Raw genomic sequence first — 17,504 nt, 5'->3', positions numbered from 1 at the left:
TCGTCGGAAATCGTCGGGAATGGCCTGCGCATGTGACGCGCAAGACCCGGAAAGCCGCCGAATGGTAGGCACCGCAGGTGACAGGGATGTGGCTAAATGTATGCTTTGAATATCACTTTAGAGCGTCATGAATGTATGCAAATGTCATGGCATTCGCGGCGCCGGGCCGGCCTGCCTGACGCCGGCATGCGCCGGCACGCCGGGTGACGAGCCACGCCCGCACGACACGACAAGCGGAAACAGGAGAGGCGCGGCGACCCCGCGCTCAGGGATGGCCACCGAAGCGGCGGCTCGCGGCATATCCGGCGCCGGGCTTCATCGGCGACAGCGAACCGTCGCGGAGCGACACGCGCCGGCGGTTCGAGGAAATCGCGGGAGGAAAATCGGGAAGGCAGCGCCGGGCGGATGAGGTCCGCCCGGGGAACGAAGGCAAGAAGACCGGCGCTGAACGCCGGCCCGGATGCCAGTCGGGAACGGCGCTCAGAATGCCGGCAGGATCGCGCCCTTGAACTGCCTGGCGAGGAAGTCGCGCACTTCCTGCGACTGGTAGGCCGACACCAGCGGCTTGACCCACGGCTTGTCCTTGTCCTGCGTGCGCACCGCGATCAGGTTGGCGTAGGGGCCGCGCAGGTCTTCGATGGCGATGGCGTCGCGCGTGGGGTTCAGGCCGGCCTTGACGGCGTAGTCGGTGTTGATCGAGGCGGCGGCGAGGTCGTCGAGCGAGCGCGGCAGGATGGCCGAATCGAGCTCGACGATCTTGAGCTTGCGCGGATTGGCGGCGATGTCGAGCGGCGTGGCGTTCTTGCCGCTCTTGCCGGCGCCGTCGCGCAGCGTGATGAGGCCTTCCTTCTGCAACAGCAGCAGCGCGCGGTTGCCGTTGGAGGGATCGTTCTGGATGCCGACCTTGGCGCCTTCGGGCAGGTCCTTGAGCGACTTGAACTTCTTCGAGTAGAAACCCATCGGCGCCACGTAGGTCAGGCCCACGTTGGCGATCTTGTAGTGGCGCGCCTCGATCTGGCTGTCGAGGAAAGGCTGGTGCTGGAAGCCGTTGGCGTCGAGGTCGCCGGCGTCGAGCGCGGCGTTGGGCTGGGCGTAGTCGTTGAACTCGACGATCTTCACATCCAGGCCGCTGCGCTTGGCCACGGTGCGCACGACTTCCCAGATCTGCGCGTCGGGGCCGCTCATGGTGCCGAGGCGCACCACCTGGTCGGCGGCGAGCGCGGACTGCGCGGCGAAGCCCGGCAGCACGGCGATGGCGGCGGCCAGGGCGATGGATTTGAACAGGGTACGGCGCTGCATGCAGTCTCCACGAAGGTTGGTCGCGGCCGGAGCGGCCGCTGTGGTGAGGGGCGCGGCCGGCGCTCGTGACGCCGGCTCGCGTGGCAGCGATGTTAGCGCCGCGCCCTGTGGCGCGGAATGAAGGTGTTCGCCTATCGATATGCGCGGCATGTCGCCGCGCGCATCGTCCCGTGCATCCGGATGCGGCGGACGAATCCGGTAGAATCGCGCTCCCCGCGACACCGGACCCGGCCACGCCCATGACACAAGATCCGCCCTCCCCGCCGGCCGCGCCCGCCTTGCGCATCCTGTTCGCGTTCGGCGCGGACGCGGGCACCGTGCTCGAGATCAAGCGGCTCGGCCTGCCCGCCGGCACGCCGCGCGCGCGCCTCTACCAGTGGCTGTGGCTGGACGGCGCGCACTCGCCGCCGCGCGCGCAGCCGCTGCGCTTCGTGTCGATGGCGGAGGAGCCCGGTGCGCCGCTGCCGCAGCGGCGCGTGTTCGAAGAAGGCGTGCTGCGCTTCGGCGGGCAGGCCGCCGAACTGACGCTGGCCGGACAGCGCCCGCTCGCGCTGCGGGCCTGCGCGTCGCCGGCGCCCGAGACGATGGCGGCGGTGGCGGCGTTCGCCGCGGCAGGCTAGCCGGCGCGGGACTTTGCCATGCCGCCGCGAGCCAGTTCGCGCGCAGCGGCAGCGGCATCCTCCATACCCGAAGGCGCGCGGCGCCCGGCGTTTAGTGCGCCGCTGCCAGCAGCCGCGGCAGCGAGGCGGTCAGCAGCACCACGCCCGAGGCCGTCAGCAGGCTCAGCACGATGCGGCGGAAGGCGATCTCGCTGATACCGATGTACAGCCGCGCGCCGAGGATGCTCGGCACCAGCATGGCCGGGCCCACCACCAGGAACATCGGCACCATGTCGCGCGTGACGATGCCGGTGCCGACGTAGGTCGCCATCGTCACCGCCAGCGTGGCCAGGTTGAAGTTCTGGATGATGGCGCGCTGCTCGTCCTTGGGCAGCCCGCGCAGCGTGCACCACAGCGTGGGAATCACGCCGCTGAAGCCGCCGATGCCGCCCATGATGCCGCCGGCGGTGCCGGCCAGGCCGTCGGCCAGGCGCCCGCCGAAGCGCACGCGCGGCAGCTGCGCGGACAACAGCATGAGCGGGCACCAGATCACCAGGAACGCGCCCAGGCAGGCCTTGAACAGGTTGGCGTCGAGCATCGGCAGCACGGCCACGCCGATGGGAATGCCGAGCACGCCGCCGGCCACGAACGGCAGCAGCTGCCGCGGCGAGAAGCCGCGCCGCACCGTGAGCGCCGCCACCACCTGCCCGGTGAGCGAGCCGAACACCGCCATCGCCGCCGCCAGCCGCGGCTCCACCGTCCATACCCAGAACGACATCGCCAACATGCCGAAGGCAAACCCGGACAGGCCCTGCACGAAGCCGGCCACCACGGCGCCGAGCGCCACGATCAGGAGAGGAAAGTCCATCGGGAGTCAGGATGCCGCTGGCGGCAAGTGCGCGAGGCGCATCGTGCGAAAGCCGCAAACTATGCGCCGAATCGGCCCGCTTGTCATCCGCCGCCAGGCCGGCGGCGCGCGCGGCGGCGGCGCCGGCACAGGTCCGCATGGGAGGCGCCGCCGGCCGATTTGACAGCGCCGGCCCGCACCCCACATCATCGCAGGCACGGCCAGGCTCCGCCTTGCCATCCAGCCCAGGACCGCCCGCCCCATGACCCACGCCACGCCCGCCTCGCCGGCTTCGCTCGCCTTGCCGGACCTGCCGTTGCCGCCCGCCGCCGAGCCCGGCCAGCCCGTGACCGCCATCGACACCCCCGCGCTGGTGCTCGACCTGGACGCCTTCGAGCGCAACCTCGCGCGCATGCAGCAGGCCGCCGACCGGGCCGGCGTGCAACTGCGCCCGCATGCCAAGGCGCACAAATGCCCGGCCATCGCGCTGGCGCAGATCGCGCGCGGCGCGGCCGGCATCTGCTGCCAGAAGGTCAGCGAGGCGGTGCCGTTCGTGCGGGCCGGCGTGACCGACATCCACATCAGCAACGAGATCGCCGGGCCGGCCAAGGCCGCGCTGCTGGCGCGGCTCGCCCTGCATGCGCGCATGAGCGTGTGCGTGGACGACGCGCGCCAGGTCGAGGCGCTGGCCGCAGCCGCCGCGCACGCCGGCAGCACCATCGGCGTGTTCGTCGAGATCGACGTGGGCCAGGGCCGCTGCGGCGTGGCCGCCGCCGCCGCCGCGCTGCGGCTGGCGCAGGCCGTCCAGGCCCATGCGCGGCTGGCGTTCCGCGGCCTGCAGGCCTACCAGGGCGGCATCCAGCACGTGCGCGAGTACGCCGCGCGCAAGCGCGCGGCGGCCGAGGCCGCGGCCCGCACCGCGGCCGTGGTGGCCGCGCTGGCGGAAGCCGGCGTGGCCTGCGCCACGGTCACTGGCGGCGGCAGCGGCAGCGTGGAGTTCGACCTCGCCAGCGGCGTCTACACCGAGATCCAGCCCGGCTCCTACGTCTTCATGGACGGCGACTACGGCCGCAACGAATACGGCGGCGCGCTGCGCTTCGAGCACAGCCTGTTCATCGCCAGCACGGTCATGAGCGTGGCCGCCGCCACGGCGCCCGCGCCGGCCACGCCGCGCGTGGTGCTGGACGCGGGGCTGAAGTCGATGGCGGTGGACTCCGGCCTGCCGCTGGTCTGGGGCGCGGACGGCCACGACCTCGCGCTGGCCTACGTGGCCGCCAACGACGAGCACGGCATCGTCGAGGCGCTGCCGGCGCCGGGCGCGCGCGCCGCCCCGCTGCTGCCGGCGCTGGGCAGCCAGGTGCTGCTGGTGCCCGGCCATTGCGATCCCACCCTCAACCTGTACGACGACATCGTCGGCGTGCGCGGCGGCACCGTGGCCTGCGTGTGGCCGGTGGCGGCACGCGGGCTGAGCCGCTGAAACGGCGGGCCGCGCCCGGGCGCTGCGGCGTTATACCGCAGCGCAGCAGACTGATACCGTCTTTTTAAGCGCATTTGCTTCTGTTATCCACGCCGGGCCGCCGGTAGCATGGGGTCCATCGCATGCGCCGGGGCGCGGTCCGCGCTCCGGGCGCAAGCCCAATATCCGGCCTCCGCACATGGACAACCCCGCATCAGGCCTGCCCGCCCGGGCAGGCTTCCGCCCCCGCCGCCGCCCGCCCGCGGCATCCGCGCCACATCGCGTGCGCCCCCGCCCGCAAGCGCCCTTCAATGCGCTCGCGCCGTGGTCTACGCTATCCCTACGCGCCGTCCGGTGTCTTGGACAAGCCACCCCGGCCCACCCCCGCCTCACGGAGACCACGCCATGCCCGGCCTGAGTGCGCTCGACCTCGCCCGGATCCAGTTCGGGTTCACCATCTCGTTCCACATCATCTTTCCCGCCATCACCATCGGCATGGCCAGCTACCTCGCCGTGCTGGAAGGCTGCTGGCTGCGCACGCAGAACCCGGTCTACCGCGACCTGTACCACTTCTGGTCCAAGATCTTCGCGGTCAACTTCGGCATGGGCGTGGTGTCCGGGCTGGTGATGGCCTACCAGTTCGGCACCAACTGGAGCTTCTTTTCCGACTTCGCCGGCAGCGTGACCGGCCCGCTGCTGACCTACGAGGTGCTGACCGCGTTCTTCCTCGAGGCGGGCTTCCTCGGCGTGATGCTGTTCGGCTGGAAGAAGGTCGGCCCCGGCCTGCACTTCTTCGCCACCCTGATGGTCGCGCTCGGCACGCTGATCTCGGCCACGTGGATCCTCGCTTCCAACAGCTGGATGCAGACCCCGCAGGGCTACGAGATCATCGACGGCCGCGTGGTGCCGGTGGACTGGCTGCGCGTGATCTTCAATCCGTCGTTCCCGTACCGGCTGGCGCACATGAGCGTGGCGGCCTTCCTCGCCACGGCGCTGTTCGTCGGTGCCTCCGCCGCGTGGCATCTGCTGCGCGGGCGCGACAACCCGGCCATCCGCAAAATGCTGTCGATGGCGATGTGGATGCTGCTGGTGGTCGCGCCCGTGCAGGCCGTGATCGGCGACATGCACGGCATCAACACGCTCGCCCACCAGCCGGCCAAGATCGCCGCGCTGGAAGGCCACTGGGAAAACCGCGGCAACGAGCCGCTGCCGCTGATCGTGTTCGGCTGGCCTGACATGGCGCGCGAGGAAACCCGCTTCGCGCTGGAGATCCCGCGCCTGGGCAGCCTCATCCTGACGCACACGCTGGACGGCCAGATCCCCGGCCTGAAGGCGTTCCCGCCGCAGGACCGGCCCAACGCCACCATCCTGTTCTGGAGCTTCCGCGTGATGGTCGGGCTGGGCGTGCTGATGATCCTGCTCGGCCTGTGGAGCCTGCTGCTGCGCCGCGGCGAGGCGCTCTACCGCGCCCGCGCGTTCCTGCGCGTGGCGCTGTGGATGGGCCCGGCCGGGCTGGTGGCGCTGCTGGCCGGCTGGTTCACCACCGAGATCGGGCGCCAGCCGTGGGTGGTGTACGGCGTGATGCGCACCGCCGACGCGGTCTCGCCGCACGGCGCGCCCGAGCTCGCGCTGACGCTGGCGCTGTTCGTGGTGGCCTATGTGTTCGTGTTCGGCGTGGGCATCGCCTACATGATGCGGCTGGTGCGCAAGGGCCCGGTCATGCACGAAGGCGACGACGATGAGAACGAGGACGCCGCCCGTCCGGGCCATCCGGCGCACACGCCGGCGCGCCCGCTGTCCGCCGTCGACGACCGCGGCGACGTGCCCGCCATCAACACTTCCGGGAGCTGAACATGGGTGTCGACCTCTCTTTGATCTGGGCCGTCATCATCTTTTTCGGGGTGATGATGTACGTGGTGATGGACGGCTTCGACCTCGGCATCGGCATGCTCTATGCCTTCGTGCCGGACCGCCATGACCGCGACGTGATGATGAACACCGTGGCACCGGTGTGGGACGGCAACGAGACCTGGCTGGTGCTCGGCGGCGCCGGCCTGCTGGCCGCCTTCCCGCTGGCCTACTCGGTGGTGCTCAGCGCGCTCTACCTGCCGCTGGTCCTGATGCTGCTCGGGCTGATCTTCCGCGGCGTGGCGTTCGAGTTCCGCTTCAAGGCCAACGACCGCGAGCGCCACGTGTGGGACAAGGCCTTCATCTGCGGCTCGCTGGCGGCGGCCTTCTTCCAGGGCGTGGCGCTGGGCGCGTACATCGACGGCATCCGCGTCAGCGGCCGCGTCTTCGCCGGCGGCCCGCTGGACTGGCTGCAGCCGTTCCCGCTGTTCTGCGGCGTCGGCGTGGCGGTGGCCTACACCGTGCTGGGCAGCACCTGGCTGATCGTCAAGACCGAGGGCGACCTGCACCGGCGCATGCTCCATCTCACCGGCCGACTGGCCTGGGTCCTGCTCGGCGTGATCGCCGTGATCAGCATCTGGACGCCGCTGGCGCAGCCGCGCATCGCCGCGCGCTGGTTCAGCCTGCCCAACCTGATCTGGTTCGCGCCGGTGCCGCTGCTGGTGCTGCTGTGCATGTACCGGCTGGTGCGCTCATTGCGCGCCGACGCGCGCATCGCGCCGTTCCTCTACACGCTGGCGCTGGTCTTCCTCGGCTACAGCGGGCTGGCCATCAGCGTGTGGCCGAACATCGTGCCGCCCAGCATCTCGATCTGGGACGCCGCCGCGCCGCCGCAGAGCCAGGGCTTCACGCTGGTCGGCGCCCTGTTCATCATCCCGTTCATCCTGATGTACACGGTGTGGGCGTATTACGTGTTCCGCGGCAAGGTCAGGCACGGCGAGGGGTATCACTGATGGCCGCGAACCGGCGCGAGGACGGCCCCGCGCCGCGCGGCTGGCTGGCGCGCGTGGGCTGGCTGCTGGCGATCTGGATCGCCAGCGTGGCGGCGCTCGGCGTGGCCGCGCTGCTGCTGCGGGGCGTGATGCGGCTCGCGGGGATGCACGCCTGACGGCCGCGCGCCGGCACGCGCCGACACGCGCCATAGCGCGCTACTGCCCGTCCTTCCCCGCCAGCAGCGCCGCGGCATTGCGCGCGCCCATCATGGCCGCGGCCGCCGCGGCGGTGGCGCCGCCGGCATCGCGCGCGCCGGCATTGGCGCCACGCGCGAGCAGCAGCTTGACGATCGCCGCGCGGTCGAACATCGCCGCCACCATCAGCGCCGTGCGGCCGTCGGGCGAGGCGCCCTCGACGTCGGCGCCGTGGTCCAGCAGCAGCGCGGCAATCTCCGCGTAACCCTTGAACGCCGCGCCCGCGAGCGGGGTCTGGCCGTTGTCGTTGCGCAGGTCCGGCGCCGCGCCGCGCGCGAGCAGCACGCGCGCGGCCTCGGCGTGGCCGTGGTAGCAGGCCAGCATCAGCAGGCTGTCGCCCTTCTCGTTGCGCAGGTCGGGCGACAGGCCGCGCTCGAGCAGGCCGGCGAGCGTGGCCGCGTCGCCGGCGCGCGCGAGCGCGAAGACCTCGGCCAGCGCGGCCTGCATGCGCTCCTGGTCGGCTTCGGCCTGGGGTGCGGATGGGGATGAGGATTGCGTCATGGCGTGGTCCCGTGCGTCCGGTCCGGTAGCTTGAATCCGGCTACTTTGCCGCATCGGCGGCCGCTTGGGAAGCCGGCCGGAGGAAAGCGCGGGCCACGCGCCGCCGCGCTCAGGCAACCCGTTCAGGCAACCCGTTCAGGCAACCGACAGCGCGCCGTCCACGCCGATGCTCTGCCCGCTGATGAAGCGGCCCGCCGGCGAGGCCAGCAGCACGGCCAGCCCGGCCACGTCCTTCGCCTCGCCGATGCGCCGCATCGGAATCGCCGCGGCCAGCCGCGCTTCCTGCTCCGGATTGCCCCACAGCGCCTCGCGCGAGAACTCGGTGCGCACCGGGCCGGGGTTGATGGCATTGACGTTGATGCCCTTCGGGCCGAGCTCCAGCGCCAGGCTGCGCACGGCCTGGTCGGTCGCGCCCTTGGTGATGCTGTACATGCCGAGGAAGGCCGAGCCGCGCTTGGCGGCGATGCTTGACGTGAACACGATGGCGCCGTCGCCGCGCGCGATCATCTGCGGCGACAGCGCGTTGACCAGCATCAGGTTGCCGCGCACGTTGCCGCCCATCGCCTGGTCGAACAGCTCCGGCCCCTGCGTCAGCAGCGAGCCGGGCGTGGCGCCGGCCGCGGCGTTGAGCACCAGCGCGTCGACCCGGCCGTAGGCGGCCAGCGCCTGCTCGGCGAAGGCGCGCACGCTGTCCACGTCGGCGATGTCGCAGGCGATGCCCTGGGCCTGGATGCCTTCCGCGGCAAGCGTGGCGGCGGCCGCTTCGGCGCCGGCGCTGTCGCGCCCGGACACCACCACGGCGGCGCCCGCCGCGCCCAGCGCGCGGGCCATTTCCAGGCCCATGCCCTTGGTGGAGCCGGTGACGACGGCCACGCGGCCGGTGAGATCGAACAGGTTCTGCATGACAAACACTCCTTGGTGAGGACACGCGCCGCGGCCCGGGGGCGGGCCGCGGCTTCTTAAATGATGGTCGACATCTATTTAATAAATTATGGTCGTCATATAAAATCCGGTCAAGCAAAGTTTTGGCAGGAGAACGAACATGGCGCGCGCATCACGAGAACAGGCGGAAAAGCACCGCGAAGCGATCGAGGCGGCATCCACGCGGCTGTTCCGCGAACGCGGACTCAACGGCGTCAGCGTGGCCGAGCTGATGGCCGGGGCCGGGCTGACCCACGGCGGCTTCTACGGGCATTTCGCCTCCAAGGACGAACTGGTGGCGCTGGCGTGCCGGCGCGGCTTCGAGGAATCGGCGCAGCGCTGGGCGCGCCGCCTGGGCCGCGCCGGCGACGACAAGCACGCCATGCGCGCCAACCTGGTCGAGCCCTACCTGACGCAGGAGCACTGCGCCGCGCCCGGCGAAGGCTGCTCGGCGGTGGCGCTGGCCAGCGACGTGGCGCGCGAGCCCGTGGACAAGCCGGTGCGCCAGGCCTACCTGGACGGCCTCAAGGTCATGGTCGAGGACTGGATCAAGACCGTCGAGCACGCCGACCCGGCCGAGCGCCGCAAGCTGGCGCTGGCCGAGCTGTCCATGCTGCTGGGCGCGATGACGCTGGCGCGGGCCACCGCCGGCGATGCGCTGTCCGACGAGATCCTCGCCGCGGCGCGCGAGATGCTGCTGGGCCCGCTCGCGCCATAACGCGCGCACCCACCCCGAACCACAACGAACTCCGCCCCCGGAACATTCATGTTTGCTCAAGCGCTTTCCAGCCGGCTCGACCGGCGCGGCATCCACTATGCGTGGCTGATCGCCGCCCTCACCTTCGGCGTGATGCTGACCACGTCGGCCGCGCTCGGCCTGCCCGGCGCCTTCCTCAAGCCGCTCACCCGCGAAATGGGCTGGGACACCGACCAGATCTCGTCGATCCTGGCCGTGCGCTTCGCGCTGTTCGGCCTGATGGCGCCGTTCTCGGCCATCCTGATGGAGCGCTTCGGCGTGCGCAACGTGGTCTGGGCCGCGCTGGCGCTGATCGCCGGCGGCATGGCGCTGGCCACGGTGGCGACGCAGTTGTGGCAACTGTTCATCGCCTGGGGCCTGATGCTGGGCATCGGCTCCGGACTGACCGCGCTGGTGCTGGCCGCGGTGGTGGCCAGCCGCTGGTTCAGCGCGCGGCGCGGGCTGGTGATCGGCATCCTCACGGCCAGCTCGGCCACCGGGCAGCTGGCGTTCCTGCCGGTGGCGGCCTGGCTGATCGAGCACATGGGCTGGCGCACCGCCGTGCTGCCGGTGCTGCTGGCCTGCGCCGCGCTGGCCGCGCTGGTGTTCTGCTTCATGCGCAACCGCCCGTCCGACGTGGGCCTGGCCGCCTACGGCGAAGTCCCGCAGCAGGTGCATGCCGCGCCGGCCCAGCCGCCCGCGCCGCTCACGCTGCGCGGCCCCTTCGTGGTGCTGCGCGACGCCGCCCGCACCCAGACCTTCTGGGTCCTGGCCGGCACCTTCTTCATCTGCGGCCTGAGCACCAACGGCCTGATCCAGACCCACTTCATCGCGCTGTGCGCGGACTTCGGCATGGCCGCGGTGCCGGCCGCCGGGGCGCTGGCCATGATGGGCGCCTTCGACTTCGTCGGCACCATCCTGTCGGGCTGGCTGTCGGACCGCTACGACTGCCGCAAGCTGCTGTTCTGGTACTACGGCCTGCGCGGGCTGTCGCTGTTCTGGCTGCCGCACTCCACCTTCACGCTGTATGGCCTGTCGATCTTCGCCATGTTCTACGGCCTGGACTGGATCGCCACGGTGCCGCCCACGGTGCGGCTGGCGGGCGCGGCCTTCGGCAAGGAGCGCGCGCCGATGGTGTTCGGCTGGATCTTCGCCGCGCACCAGGTGGGCGCGGCCACCGCGGCGTTCGGCGCCGGCCTGACGCGCACGCTGCTGCTGACCTACACCCCGGCGCTGTACGCGGCCGGCGCCGCCTGCGCGCTGGCGGCCCTGCTGGCGCTCGCCGCCGGGCGCCGCACCGTGCGCGACGACGGCGCGCAGGTGCAGGCCGCCAAGGCCTGAGACCGGGCCGGGCGCCTTGCCCGGTCTCCCCTGAACACCACCCAACGTCTCCCAACGCCCGCCTTCGCGCGGGCGTTTTGCTTTTCCGGATCGCCTCCGCACCCGGCCCGTGCCTGTTCCATCAGGAATACAAATGGGCGCATCAGCATTCTTTGCCTGCATGTCACCCGGCTGACAACCCCTTTTCTTACTCTGCCAACGCGTCACGGGGAGCGTGATCGGCAGCGCCGCGATGGCGGCGCGCGGCTTGAGAAACAACGGAAAAGAGGGAAGCAGACATGGCATGGAAACAGCAGGCACGCATGGCGTGCAGCCTGGCCCTGGCGGGCGTGGTGGCCGCGTGCGGCGGTGGTAGCGATGCGCCGGCGACGGCGGCCCCGGACCAGGGCGGCAGCGGCGGCGCCACGCCGGGCGCGGCCGGCAAGAAGATCCTGCTGGTCGGCGTGGACGGCGCCACCTACAGCCAGTTGCAGAATGCGCTGATCCAGCACGGCATGCCCAACCTGGCCACGCTGGCGATCACGCCGTCGTCCACGGGCGGCAGGCTGGGCACCATCAGCGAACAGGCGCCGCTCGACGCGCCGAGCTGGGCCACGGTGCTGACCGGCAACTGGCAGGACCGCCACGGCGTCACCGACGACCAGGCCGCCGCGGCCGGCCTGAAGGCCCCGAGCCTGTTCCAGTACCTGCGCGCGGCCAACACCGGCGCGACCCGGCAGCGCCTGGGCGCGGCCACCGGCGCGGCGGCGCTGCCGCTGCTGCTCAAGGCGGACGCCGCCGCCGGCAACCTCGATTCGCTGCGCGACTGCGCCTACGACGACAACTGCGTGACGCAGGAAGGCGTGAAGCTGGTGCAGTCCGGCTACGACGTGGTGTTCGCCCAGTACACCGCGCCCGACCTGGCCGCTGCGAGCCAGGGCTTCAACGGCGGCGCCTACGCCACCGCGCTGAGCGGCTTCGACCAGGCGCTCGGCAAGCTGCTGGCCGCCGTGCAGGCGCGCCGCCAGGCCAACCCCGGCGAAGACTGGCTGGTCGCCGTGACCGCCAGCCACGGGCTCGACGCCACCGGCGCCACCACCACGCTGCCCACGGTGGAAAACCGCACCGCGTTCATCGCGCTGAACAAGCCCTTCAACGCGCTCGCCGGCAACCTGCCCGCGGCGCCGGCCAACGCCGCCGCGCTCTCGGCCATGCCGAGCGAGGCCGACCTGCTGCCCACGCTGCTGGCGCACAGCGGCACCGCACTGCCGGCCGCCCAGTACAAGATCGACGGCGCCGCGCTGACCGGCGAGGCCGGCGCGCGCGCCATGAGCTCGGTGGTCGGCCAGTTCAGCAACACCCTGGTGCTGTCCTGGCAGAACCCCACCACCGCGAGCGGCCCCATGACGCTGCTGCGCGACGGCGTGGTGATCGAGTCCGCGCTGCCCGCCGGCACCACCAGCTACGAGGACACCAAGCTCAACCCGCCCGACAGCGGCCTGTACCGCTACAACTACACGCTGGTGCGCAACGGCGTGCCCGTGTCCCTGCAGGCGCAGATCAACTACGTCAAGCCGATCGTGCTGGCCGACACGCTGCGCAACAACCTCGCCGCGTACTACAGCTTCGAGACGCTGCCCGCGCTCGATGCCAAGGGCACCACCACCATCGGCCCGTGGGTGGCCGGCACCGACGGCGGCTCGCTCGGCACCGACAACTTCGGCGCCAAATCGCTGAAGGTCAACTCCAACATCGACGCCTACGTGCTCAAGCAGAGCGGCGCCGACATCGCGCTGTCGCCGCAGTTCACCATCGGCTTCTGGTTCAAGTCCGACTGCACGCAGGGCAACGGCACCGGCGAGCCGATCCTGTCGAACAAGAACTACGTGTCCGGCGCCAACGCGGGCATCGCCTTCGGCCTGTTCGGCAGTTGCGAGGTGCGCTTCAACATCGGCAGCGGCGGCAAGCGCGACGACATCCAGGGCATGACGTTCAGCGCCAACCAGTGGGCCTACCTGGCCCTGTCGGTCAACGCCACGGCCAAGACCTTCAGCGCCTACATCATCGACCCGGTGCTCGGCGTGCAGAAGACCGAGAACAAGGCCATCGCCAACACCGACGTGACCAAGCTGGGTGGCCTGGCGACCGGGCAGTGGGGCATCAACGACGATGCCACGCATGCCTACGTGCCCAACAACGGCGGCTCGCTCAAGGGCGTGATGGAGTTCAACGACCTGGCCATGTGGACGCGCCAGCTCAGCCTGTCCGAACTGCAGACCATCACCGGCTCGCGCCAGCCGCTGTCCACGCTCAACCCCTGATTCCCCCCAAGAGAGCCCGTCACATGAAGCCTTCCAAACCGATCCTCGCCCTGCCCGGCTGGCTGGCGGCCCTGGCGCTGTGCGCCGCGCTGACCGCCTGCGGCGGCGACGACAGCAGCCCCGCCGGCGCCCAGCAGCCCGCGCAACCGTCCCAGCCTTCGCAGCCGGGGCAGGAGCCCGCCGTCACGCCGAAACTGCGCTGCGCGCCCTGATGCGCCTGCCCGGCGCCACGCGCCGGGCCGCCATCGCACGCACCGATCCGCCGAACCAGCCTAGCCAGAACAGACAACGATGAGCCTTCACAGCAGACGCAACTTCCTCAAGATGGCCAGCGGCACCACCGCCGCGGCCGCGGCGCTGGCCGCCTTCCCGCCGTCGATCCGCCGCGCGCTGGCGATTCCCGCCAACAACGCCACCGGCACCATCCGCGACGTGGAGTACGTGGTGATCCTGATGCAGGAGAACCGTTCCTTCGACAACTACTTCGGCACGTTCAAGGGCGTGCGCGGCTTCGGCGAGCGGTTCCCGATCCCGCTGGCCGGCGGCCTCGACGTGTGGCAGCAGGGCTATACCAACCGCATCGTGCGCCCGTACCACCTGGACAGCACGCAGGGCAACGCCCAGCGCGTCAACGGCACCCCGCACAGCTATCCCGACGCGCAGAACGCCTGGGACCTGGGCCGCATGAACAAGTGGCCGACCTACAAGAACACCCAGTCGATGGGCTACTACACCGAGGCCGAGCTGGGCTTCCAGTTCGCGCTGGCCAACGCCTTCACGCTGTGCGATGCGTACCACTGCAGCTTCCACGGCGGCACCAACACCAACCGCCTGTTCCACTGGACCGGCACCAACGATCCCACCGGCGCCCGCGGCGGCCCCGTGATCGACAACAGCGGCGACTCGATGGGCGCCTCCACCAGCGGCTACACCTGGACCACCTACCCGGAACGCCTGCAGGCCGCCGGCGTGAGCTGGAAGCTCTACCAGAACATGCCGGACAACTTCACCGACAACCCGCTGGCCGGCTTCGTGCAGTACCGCAAGGCCAACGAGGCCAAGGGCAACGCGGCCAACGGCAGCCCCTACACCGCGTACAGCGCGGCCACCGATGAAGCCATCAACCCGCTCATCAAGGGCATCGGCAATACCATGCCCGACAACGGCTTCCTGCAGTCGTTCAAGGACGACATCGCCGCCGGCACGCTGCCGCAGGTGTCGTGGATCGTGGCGCCGGCCAACTACTCCGAGCACCCCGGGCCTTCCAGCCCGGTGCAAGGCGCCTGGTACACGCAGGAAGTGCTCAACGCGCTGACCGCCAACCCGGACATCTGGAGCCGCACCGTCCTGCTGATCAACTTCGACGAGAACGACGGCTTCTTCGACCACGTGCCGCCGCCGTGCGCGCCCGCCTACGACAGCAACGGCGTGCTGGCCGGCAAGTCCACCATCGCCACCGACGGCGAGTACCACACCGACAAGCACCCCTACGGCCCCGGCCCGCGCGTGCCGATGTACGTGGTGTCGCCGTGGAGCCGCGGCGGCTGGGTCAACTCGCAGGTGTTCGACCACACCTCGGTGCTGCGCTTCCTCGAAGCCCGCTTCGGCGTGGCCGAGGCCAACATCAGCGCCTATCGCCGCGCCGTCTGCGGCGACCTGCTCTCGGCCTTCAACTTCGTCAGCCCGAACAGCGCGGCGCTGCCGGCCATCCCGGCCAGCACCAAGGCCGGCGCCGACGCCCTGCGCACCGCGCAGGAAGCGCAGGCGCAGGTGCCGGTGCCCAGCGAGAGCGCGCAGGCAGCCGCGCCGGCCAACCAGGAAGTCGGCCAGCGCCCGTCGCGCGCGCTGCCCTACGAACTGCACGTGAGCGGGCGCGAGGACCCGGTGTCGCGCGCCATGTGGCTGCTGTTCAGCAACAGCGGCGCCGCCGCCGCCGTGTTCCACGTGTACGACCGCCTGCACCTGGACCGCGTGCCGCGCCGCTACGCGGTCGAGCCCGGCAAGGAACTGCACGACAGTTGGGACGTCTACGCCGCCGACGGCGGCAAGTACGACCTGTGGATCACCGGCCCGAACGGCTTCCACCGCAGCTTCAAGGGCAACGTCAGCGCCGTGGCGGCCGCCGGCGGCACCGCGCCGGAAATCCGCGTGTGCTACGACGTGGCCAACGCCGCGGTCTACCTGACCATGATCAACACCGGCGCGGCACCCTGCACCTTCACCGTCAAGCCGGGCGCCTACCGCGCCGACGGCCCGTGGTCGTTCGACATCCCGGCCGGCAAGCAGCTCGACCAGCACTGGCCGCTGAACCTGCAGGACAACTGGTACGACTTCGTCGTCACGGTGCCCCAGGGCGGCTTCCAGCGGCGCTTCGCCGGCCGCCTGGAAACCGGCGCGGACGGCAAGTCCGATCCCGCGCTGGGCATGCCGGCGCAGATCGTGACCTGAGCCCCGCCGCGCGGGCCGGGGCAGCGCGCCCCGGCCCGCGTCCGGCGCGCGTCCGCCCCCCCCTGCGACTCCTATCGGGTCCACCCCCGGCCCGCCGTGCGGCGCCGCCCTGTCCGGCGGCGTTGCACGGAACTGTCACAAAGCGCCGCTAGACTGGCGCGCTTGCCTCATTCCCCACGGATTCCCCCATGCTCGGCGACCTGTTGACGACATTCTATGAAGTGGCGCGGCAGGGCAGCATCACCACCGCCGCCAAGCAGTTGCGCGTCAGCCAGCCCACCGTCACGGGCCGCATCCGCCAGCTCGAGGAGAGCTACGGCGTCGAACTGTTCTACCGGCGCGCCGGCCGCGTCGACCTCAGCGACGTGGGCGTGGCGCTGATGCCGGTGGTCGAGCAGCTCATGCAGCACGAAGGCAGCGCGGATTTCCTGCTGCGCAACGCCGGCAACCTGCACCTGGGCAACCTGCGCATCGGCGCCACCGGCCCCTACTACATCCTGCCCAGCGTGACGGCGTTCCGCGAGCGCCATCCGGCCATCGAGATCAGCCTCGACATCGGCAATTCGCAGCAGATGCTGGACGCGCTGTTCGAGTACCGCATCGACGTCGCGGTGTCCTCGCACGCCGTGGACGACGAGCGCCTGGCCCGCATCACGCTGGCGTCCGACCCGATGGTGCTGGTGGTCCACCCCGGCCACGCGCTGGCGCGCGCGCCCAGCGTCAGCCTGGAGCAGATCGCCGCCTGCCACCTGCTGATCCGCGAGCACGGCTCGATGACGCGCAAGGCGGTCGAGACCGCGCTGGAGAAGGCCGGCCTGCGGCTGCCGTCGAGCACCGTGATCGGCAGCCGCGAGGCCATCTACGAAGCCATCCGCCAGGGCCTCGGCGCGAGCGTGGTGCCGCTGGGCGAAGTCCCGCGCGATGCCGGCCTGTGCGCGGTGCCCTTCTCCAGCCAGCCGCCGATCCTGCACGAGTACCTGTACTGCCTGCAAGGCCGCACCCACACGCGCCTGATCGGCGCGTTCCTGGAGTGCCTCGCGCCGCGCGCGGCGGCATGAGCGAACGCGCGGCCGGCGCGCCGCAAATACGCCGATAGCCGTATCGGAATTCTTGCGCCGCGCATCATCGGCGAGTCACCGCGCCTGCGCATGCTTTCCGGTTTTCCGACCGGAGACGGCGCATGTCCTGCCTTGCCTTGTTTGACCTCGACCACACCCTGCTACCGCTCGACAGCGAATACGAATGGGCGCGCTACCTGGTGGCGGCCGGCGCCGCCGACGCGCGCGAGGTCGAGGCCAACAACGCGCTCTGGCTGGCCGAGTACGGCGCCGGGCGGCTCGATTTCCACCGCCACGCCGGCTTCGCCCTCGGCCTGCTGGCGCGCCATCCGCGCGCGCGCCTGGAAGCGCTGCGCGACGGCTTCATGCGCGAGGTCATCGCGCCGGCCATCCTCCCCGAAGCGCTCGCGCTGCTGGCGCGCCACCGCGAGGCCGGCGACCTGTGCTGCATCGTCACCGCGACCTGCCGCTTCGTCACCGAGCCGATCGCCGCGGCGCTCGGCGTCGCGCACCTGGTCGCGGTGGAGGCCGCGTGCGACGCGCGCGGCGAGTTCACCGGCGCCGTGCAGGGCGTGCCGAGCTTCGGCGCGGGCAAGATCGAGCGCGTCGCGCAGTGGCTGGCCGCGCTCGGGCTGTCGTGGGACGGCTTCGAGCGCACCGCGTTCTACAGCGACTCCCGCAACGACATCCCGCTGCTGGAGGCGGTGAGCCACCCGGTCGCCACCAACCCGGACATGGCGCTGGGCGAGCTGGCCGCGGCGCGCGGCTGGGCGGTGCTGGAGCTGTTCGCGGAAGAAATGGCTGGCTAGTCCACCCGCACGCCGCCGCGCCCGGCGCGCGGCGGCGTCACGGGGATTTCATATTCGCGGCGGATGATGGGAGGCACGCCCGCTTGCCTGGACC

The 17,504-nt window shown here is 71.2% G+C and carries 16 protein-coding genes; 12 read left to right on the top strand and 4 right to left on the bottom strand.

The window, feature by feature from the left end:
• Positions 1–480: 480 nt before the first annotated feature.
• Positions 481–1,299: a MetQ/NlpA family ABC transporter substrate-binding protein gene (locus ACWTPI_RS25975; protein ID WP_059411822.1), complete on the bottom strand. Its 819-nt coding sequence runs from the start codon at positions 1,297–1,299 to the stop codon at positions 481–483.
• A gap of 239 nt (positions 1,300–1,538) precedes the next feature.
• Here ACWTPI_RS25975 and ACWTPI_RS25970 point away from each other — a divergent pair, with 239 nt between their 5' ends.
• A complete protein-coding gene (locus ACWTPI_RS25970) occupies positions 1,539–1,919 on the top strand; it encodes a hypothetical protein (RefSeq protein WP_155888303.1) in 381 nt (126 codons plus the stop codon).
• Between the two features lie 91 nt (positions 1,920–2,010).
• On the opposite strand, the gene ACWTPI_RS25965 is transcribed toward ACWTPI_RS25970, so the two are convergent.
• Complete coding sequence (locus ACWTPI_RS25965; RefSeq protein ID WP_454733147.1) at positions 2,011–2,766, bottom strand: sulfite exporter TauE/SafE family protein; 756 nt, start codon at positions 2,764–2,766, stop codon at positions 2,011–2,013.
• Between the two features lie 241 nt (positions 2,767–3,007).
• Here ACWTPI_RS25965 and ACWTPI_RS25960 point away from each other — a divergent pair, with 241 nt between their 5' ends.
• The 4 genes from ACWTPI_RS25960 to ACWTPI_RS25945 all read left to right on the top strand — a co-directional run bounded on the left by ACWTPI_RS25960 (position 3,008) and on the right by ACWTPI_RS25945 (position 7,217).
• The gene (locus ACWTPI_RS25960; protein WP_454733146.1) at positions 3,008–4,222 is read left to right on the top strand and encodes a DSD1 family PLP-dependent enzyme; all 1,215 of its coding nucleotides are present in this window, start codon (positions 3,008–3,010) and stop codon (positions 4,220–4,222) included.
• 384 nt (positions 4,223–4,606) lie between these two features.
• Positions 4,607–6,052 carry a cytochrome ubiquinol oxidase subunit I gene (locus tag ACWTPI_RS25955; RefSeq protein WP_020205760.1) on the top strand — a complete coding sequence of 482 codons (1,446 nt, stop codon included), beginning with the start codon at positions 4,607–4,609 and terminating at the stop codon, positions 6,050–6,052.
• A gap of 2 nt (positions 6,053–6,054) precedes the next feature.
• Positions 6,055–7,062 (top strand): cytochrome d ubiquinol oxidase subunit II, encoded by a 1,008-nt coding sequence (gene cydB / locus ACWTPI_RS25950; RefSeq protein ID WP_029044195.1) that lies wholly within the window; start codon positions 6,055–6,057, stop codon positions 7,060–7,062.
• Positions 7,062–7,217: a DUF2474 family protein gene (locus tag ACWTPI_RS25945; RefSeq protein WP_020205758.1), complete on the top strand. Its 156-nt coding sequence runs from the start codon at positions 7,062–7,064 to the stop codon at positions 7,215–7,217. The genes cydB and ACWTPI_RS25945 overlap by 1 nt, the downstream gene beginning before the upstream one ends.
• 40 nt (positions 7,218–7,257) lie before the next feature.
• Here the strand turns inward: ACWTPI_RS25945 and ACWTPI_RS25940 are convergent, their stop codons facing one another.
• Positions 7,258–7,797: an ankyrin repeat domain-containing protein gene (locus ACWTPI_RS25940; RefSeq protein WP_454733145.1), complete on the bottom strand. Its 540-nt coding sequence runs from the start codon at positions 7,795–7,797 to the stop codon at positions 7,258–7,260.
• 135 nt (positions 7,798–7,932) lie between these two features.
• Positions 7,933–8,700 carry an SDR family NAD(P)-dependent oxidoreductase gene (locus ACWTPI_RS25935; protein WP_454733144.1) on the bottom strand — a complete coding sequence of 256 codons (768 nt, stop codon included), beginning with the start codon at positions 8,698–8,700 and terminating at the stop codon, positions 7,933–7,935.
• A gap of 139 nt (positions 8,701–8,839) precedes the next feature.
• On the opposite strand from ACWTPI_RS25935, the gene ACWTPI_RS25930 reads away from it, so the two are divergent.
• From ACWTPI_RS25930 to ACWTPI_RS25900, 7 genes are all read left to right on the top strand, one after another.
• Positions 8,840–9,436, top strand: a complete 597-nt coding sequence (locus ACWTPI_RS25930) for a TetR/AcrR family transcriptional regulator (protein ID WP_059411825.1) — start codon at positions 8,840–8,842, stop codon at positions 9,434–9,436.
• Positions 9,437–9,484: 48 nt separating this feature from the next.
• On the top strand, positions 9,485–10,795 hold the full coding sequence (locus ACWTPI_RS25925; RefSeq protein ID WP_020205754.1) for an MFS transporter: 1,311 nt from the start codon (positions 9,485–9,487) through the stop codon (positions 10,793–10,795).
• A 278-nt stretch (positions 10,796–11,073) separates the two neighbouring features.
• Positions 11,074–13,095, top strand: a complete 2,022-nt coding sequence (locus tag ACWTPI_RS25920; RefSeq protein WP_029044192.1) for a LamG-like jellyroll fold domain-containing protein — start codon at positions 11,074–11,076, stop codon at positions 13,093–13,095.
• A 23-nt stretch (positions 13,096–13,118) separates the two neighbouring features.
• Positions 13,119–13,307 carry a hypothetical protein gene (locus ACWTPI_RS25915; protein WP_020205752.1) on the top strand — a complete coding sequence of 63 codons (189 nt, stop codon included), beginning with the start codon at positions 13,119–13,121 and terminating at the stop codon, positions 13,305–13,307.
• A gap of 79 nt (positions 13,308–13,386) precedes the next feature.
• On the top strand, positions 13,387–15,543 hold the full coding sequence (locus tag ACWTPI_RS25910; protein WP_454733143.1) for a phosphocholine-specific phospholipase C: 2,157 nt from the start codon (positions 13,387–13,389) through the stop codon (positions 15,541–15,543).
• Between the two features lie 188 nt (positions 15,544–15,731).
• The gene (locus ACWTPI_RS25905; RefSeq protein ID WP_454733142.1) at positions 15,732–16,601 is read left to right on the top strand and encodes a LysR substrate-binding domain-containing protein; all 870 of its coding nucleotides are present in this window, start codon (positions 15,732–15,734) and stop codon (positions 16,599–16,601) included.
• A 122-nt stretch (positions 16,602–16,723) separates the two neighbouring features.
• Positions 16,724–17,410, top strand: a complete 687-nt coding sequence (locus tag ACWTPI_RS25900; RefSeq protein ID WP_020205749.1) for an HAD family hydrolase — start codon at positions 16,724–16,726, stop codon at positions 17,408–17,410.
• Positions 17,411–17,504 lie beyond the last annotated feature (94 nt).

This window comes from Cupriavidus ulmosensis, from assembly GCF_977008105.1.
Note: the sequence above shows the minus strand (reverse complement) of the source record. Positions and strands in the feature narration are given on the sequence as shown.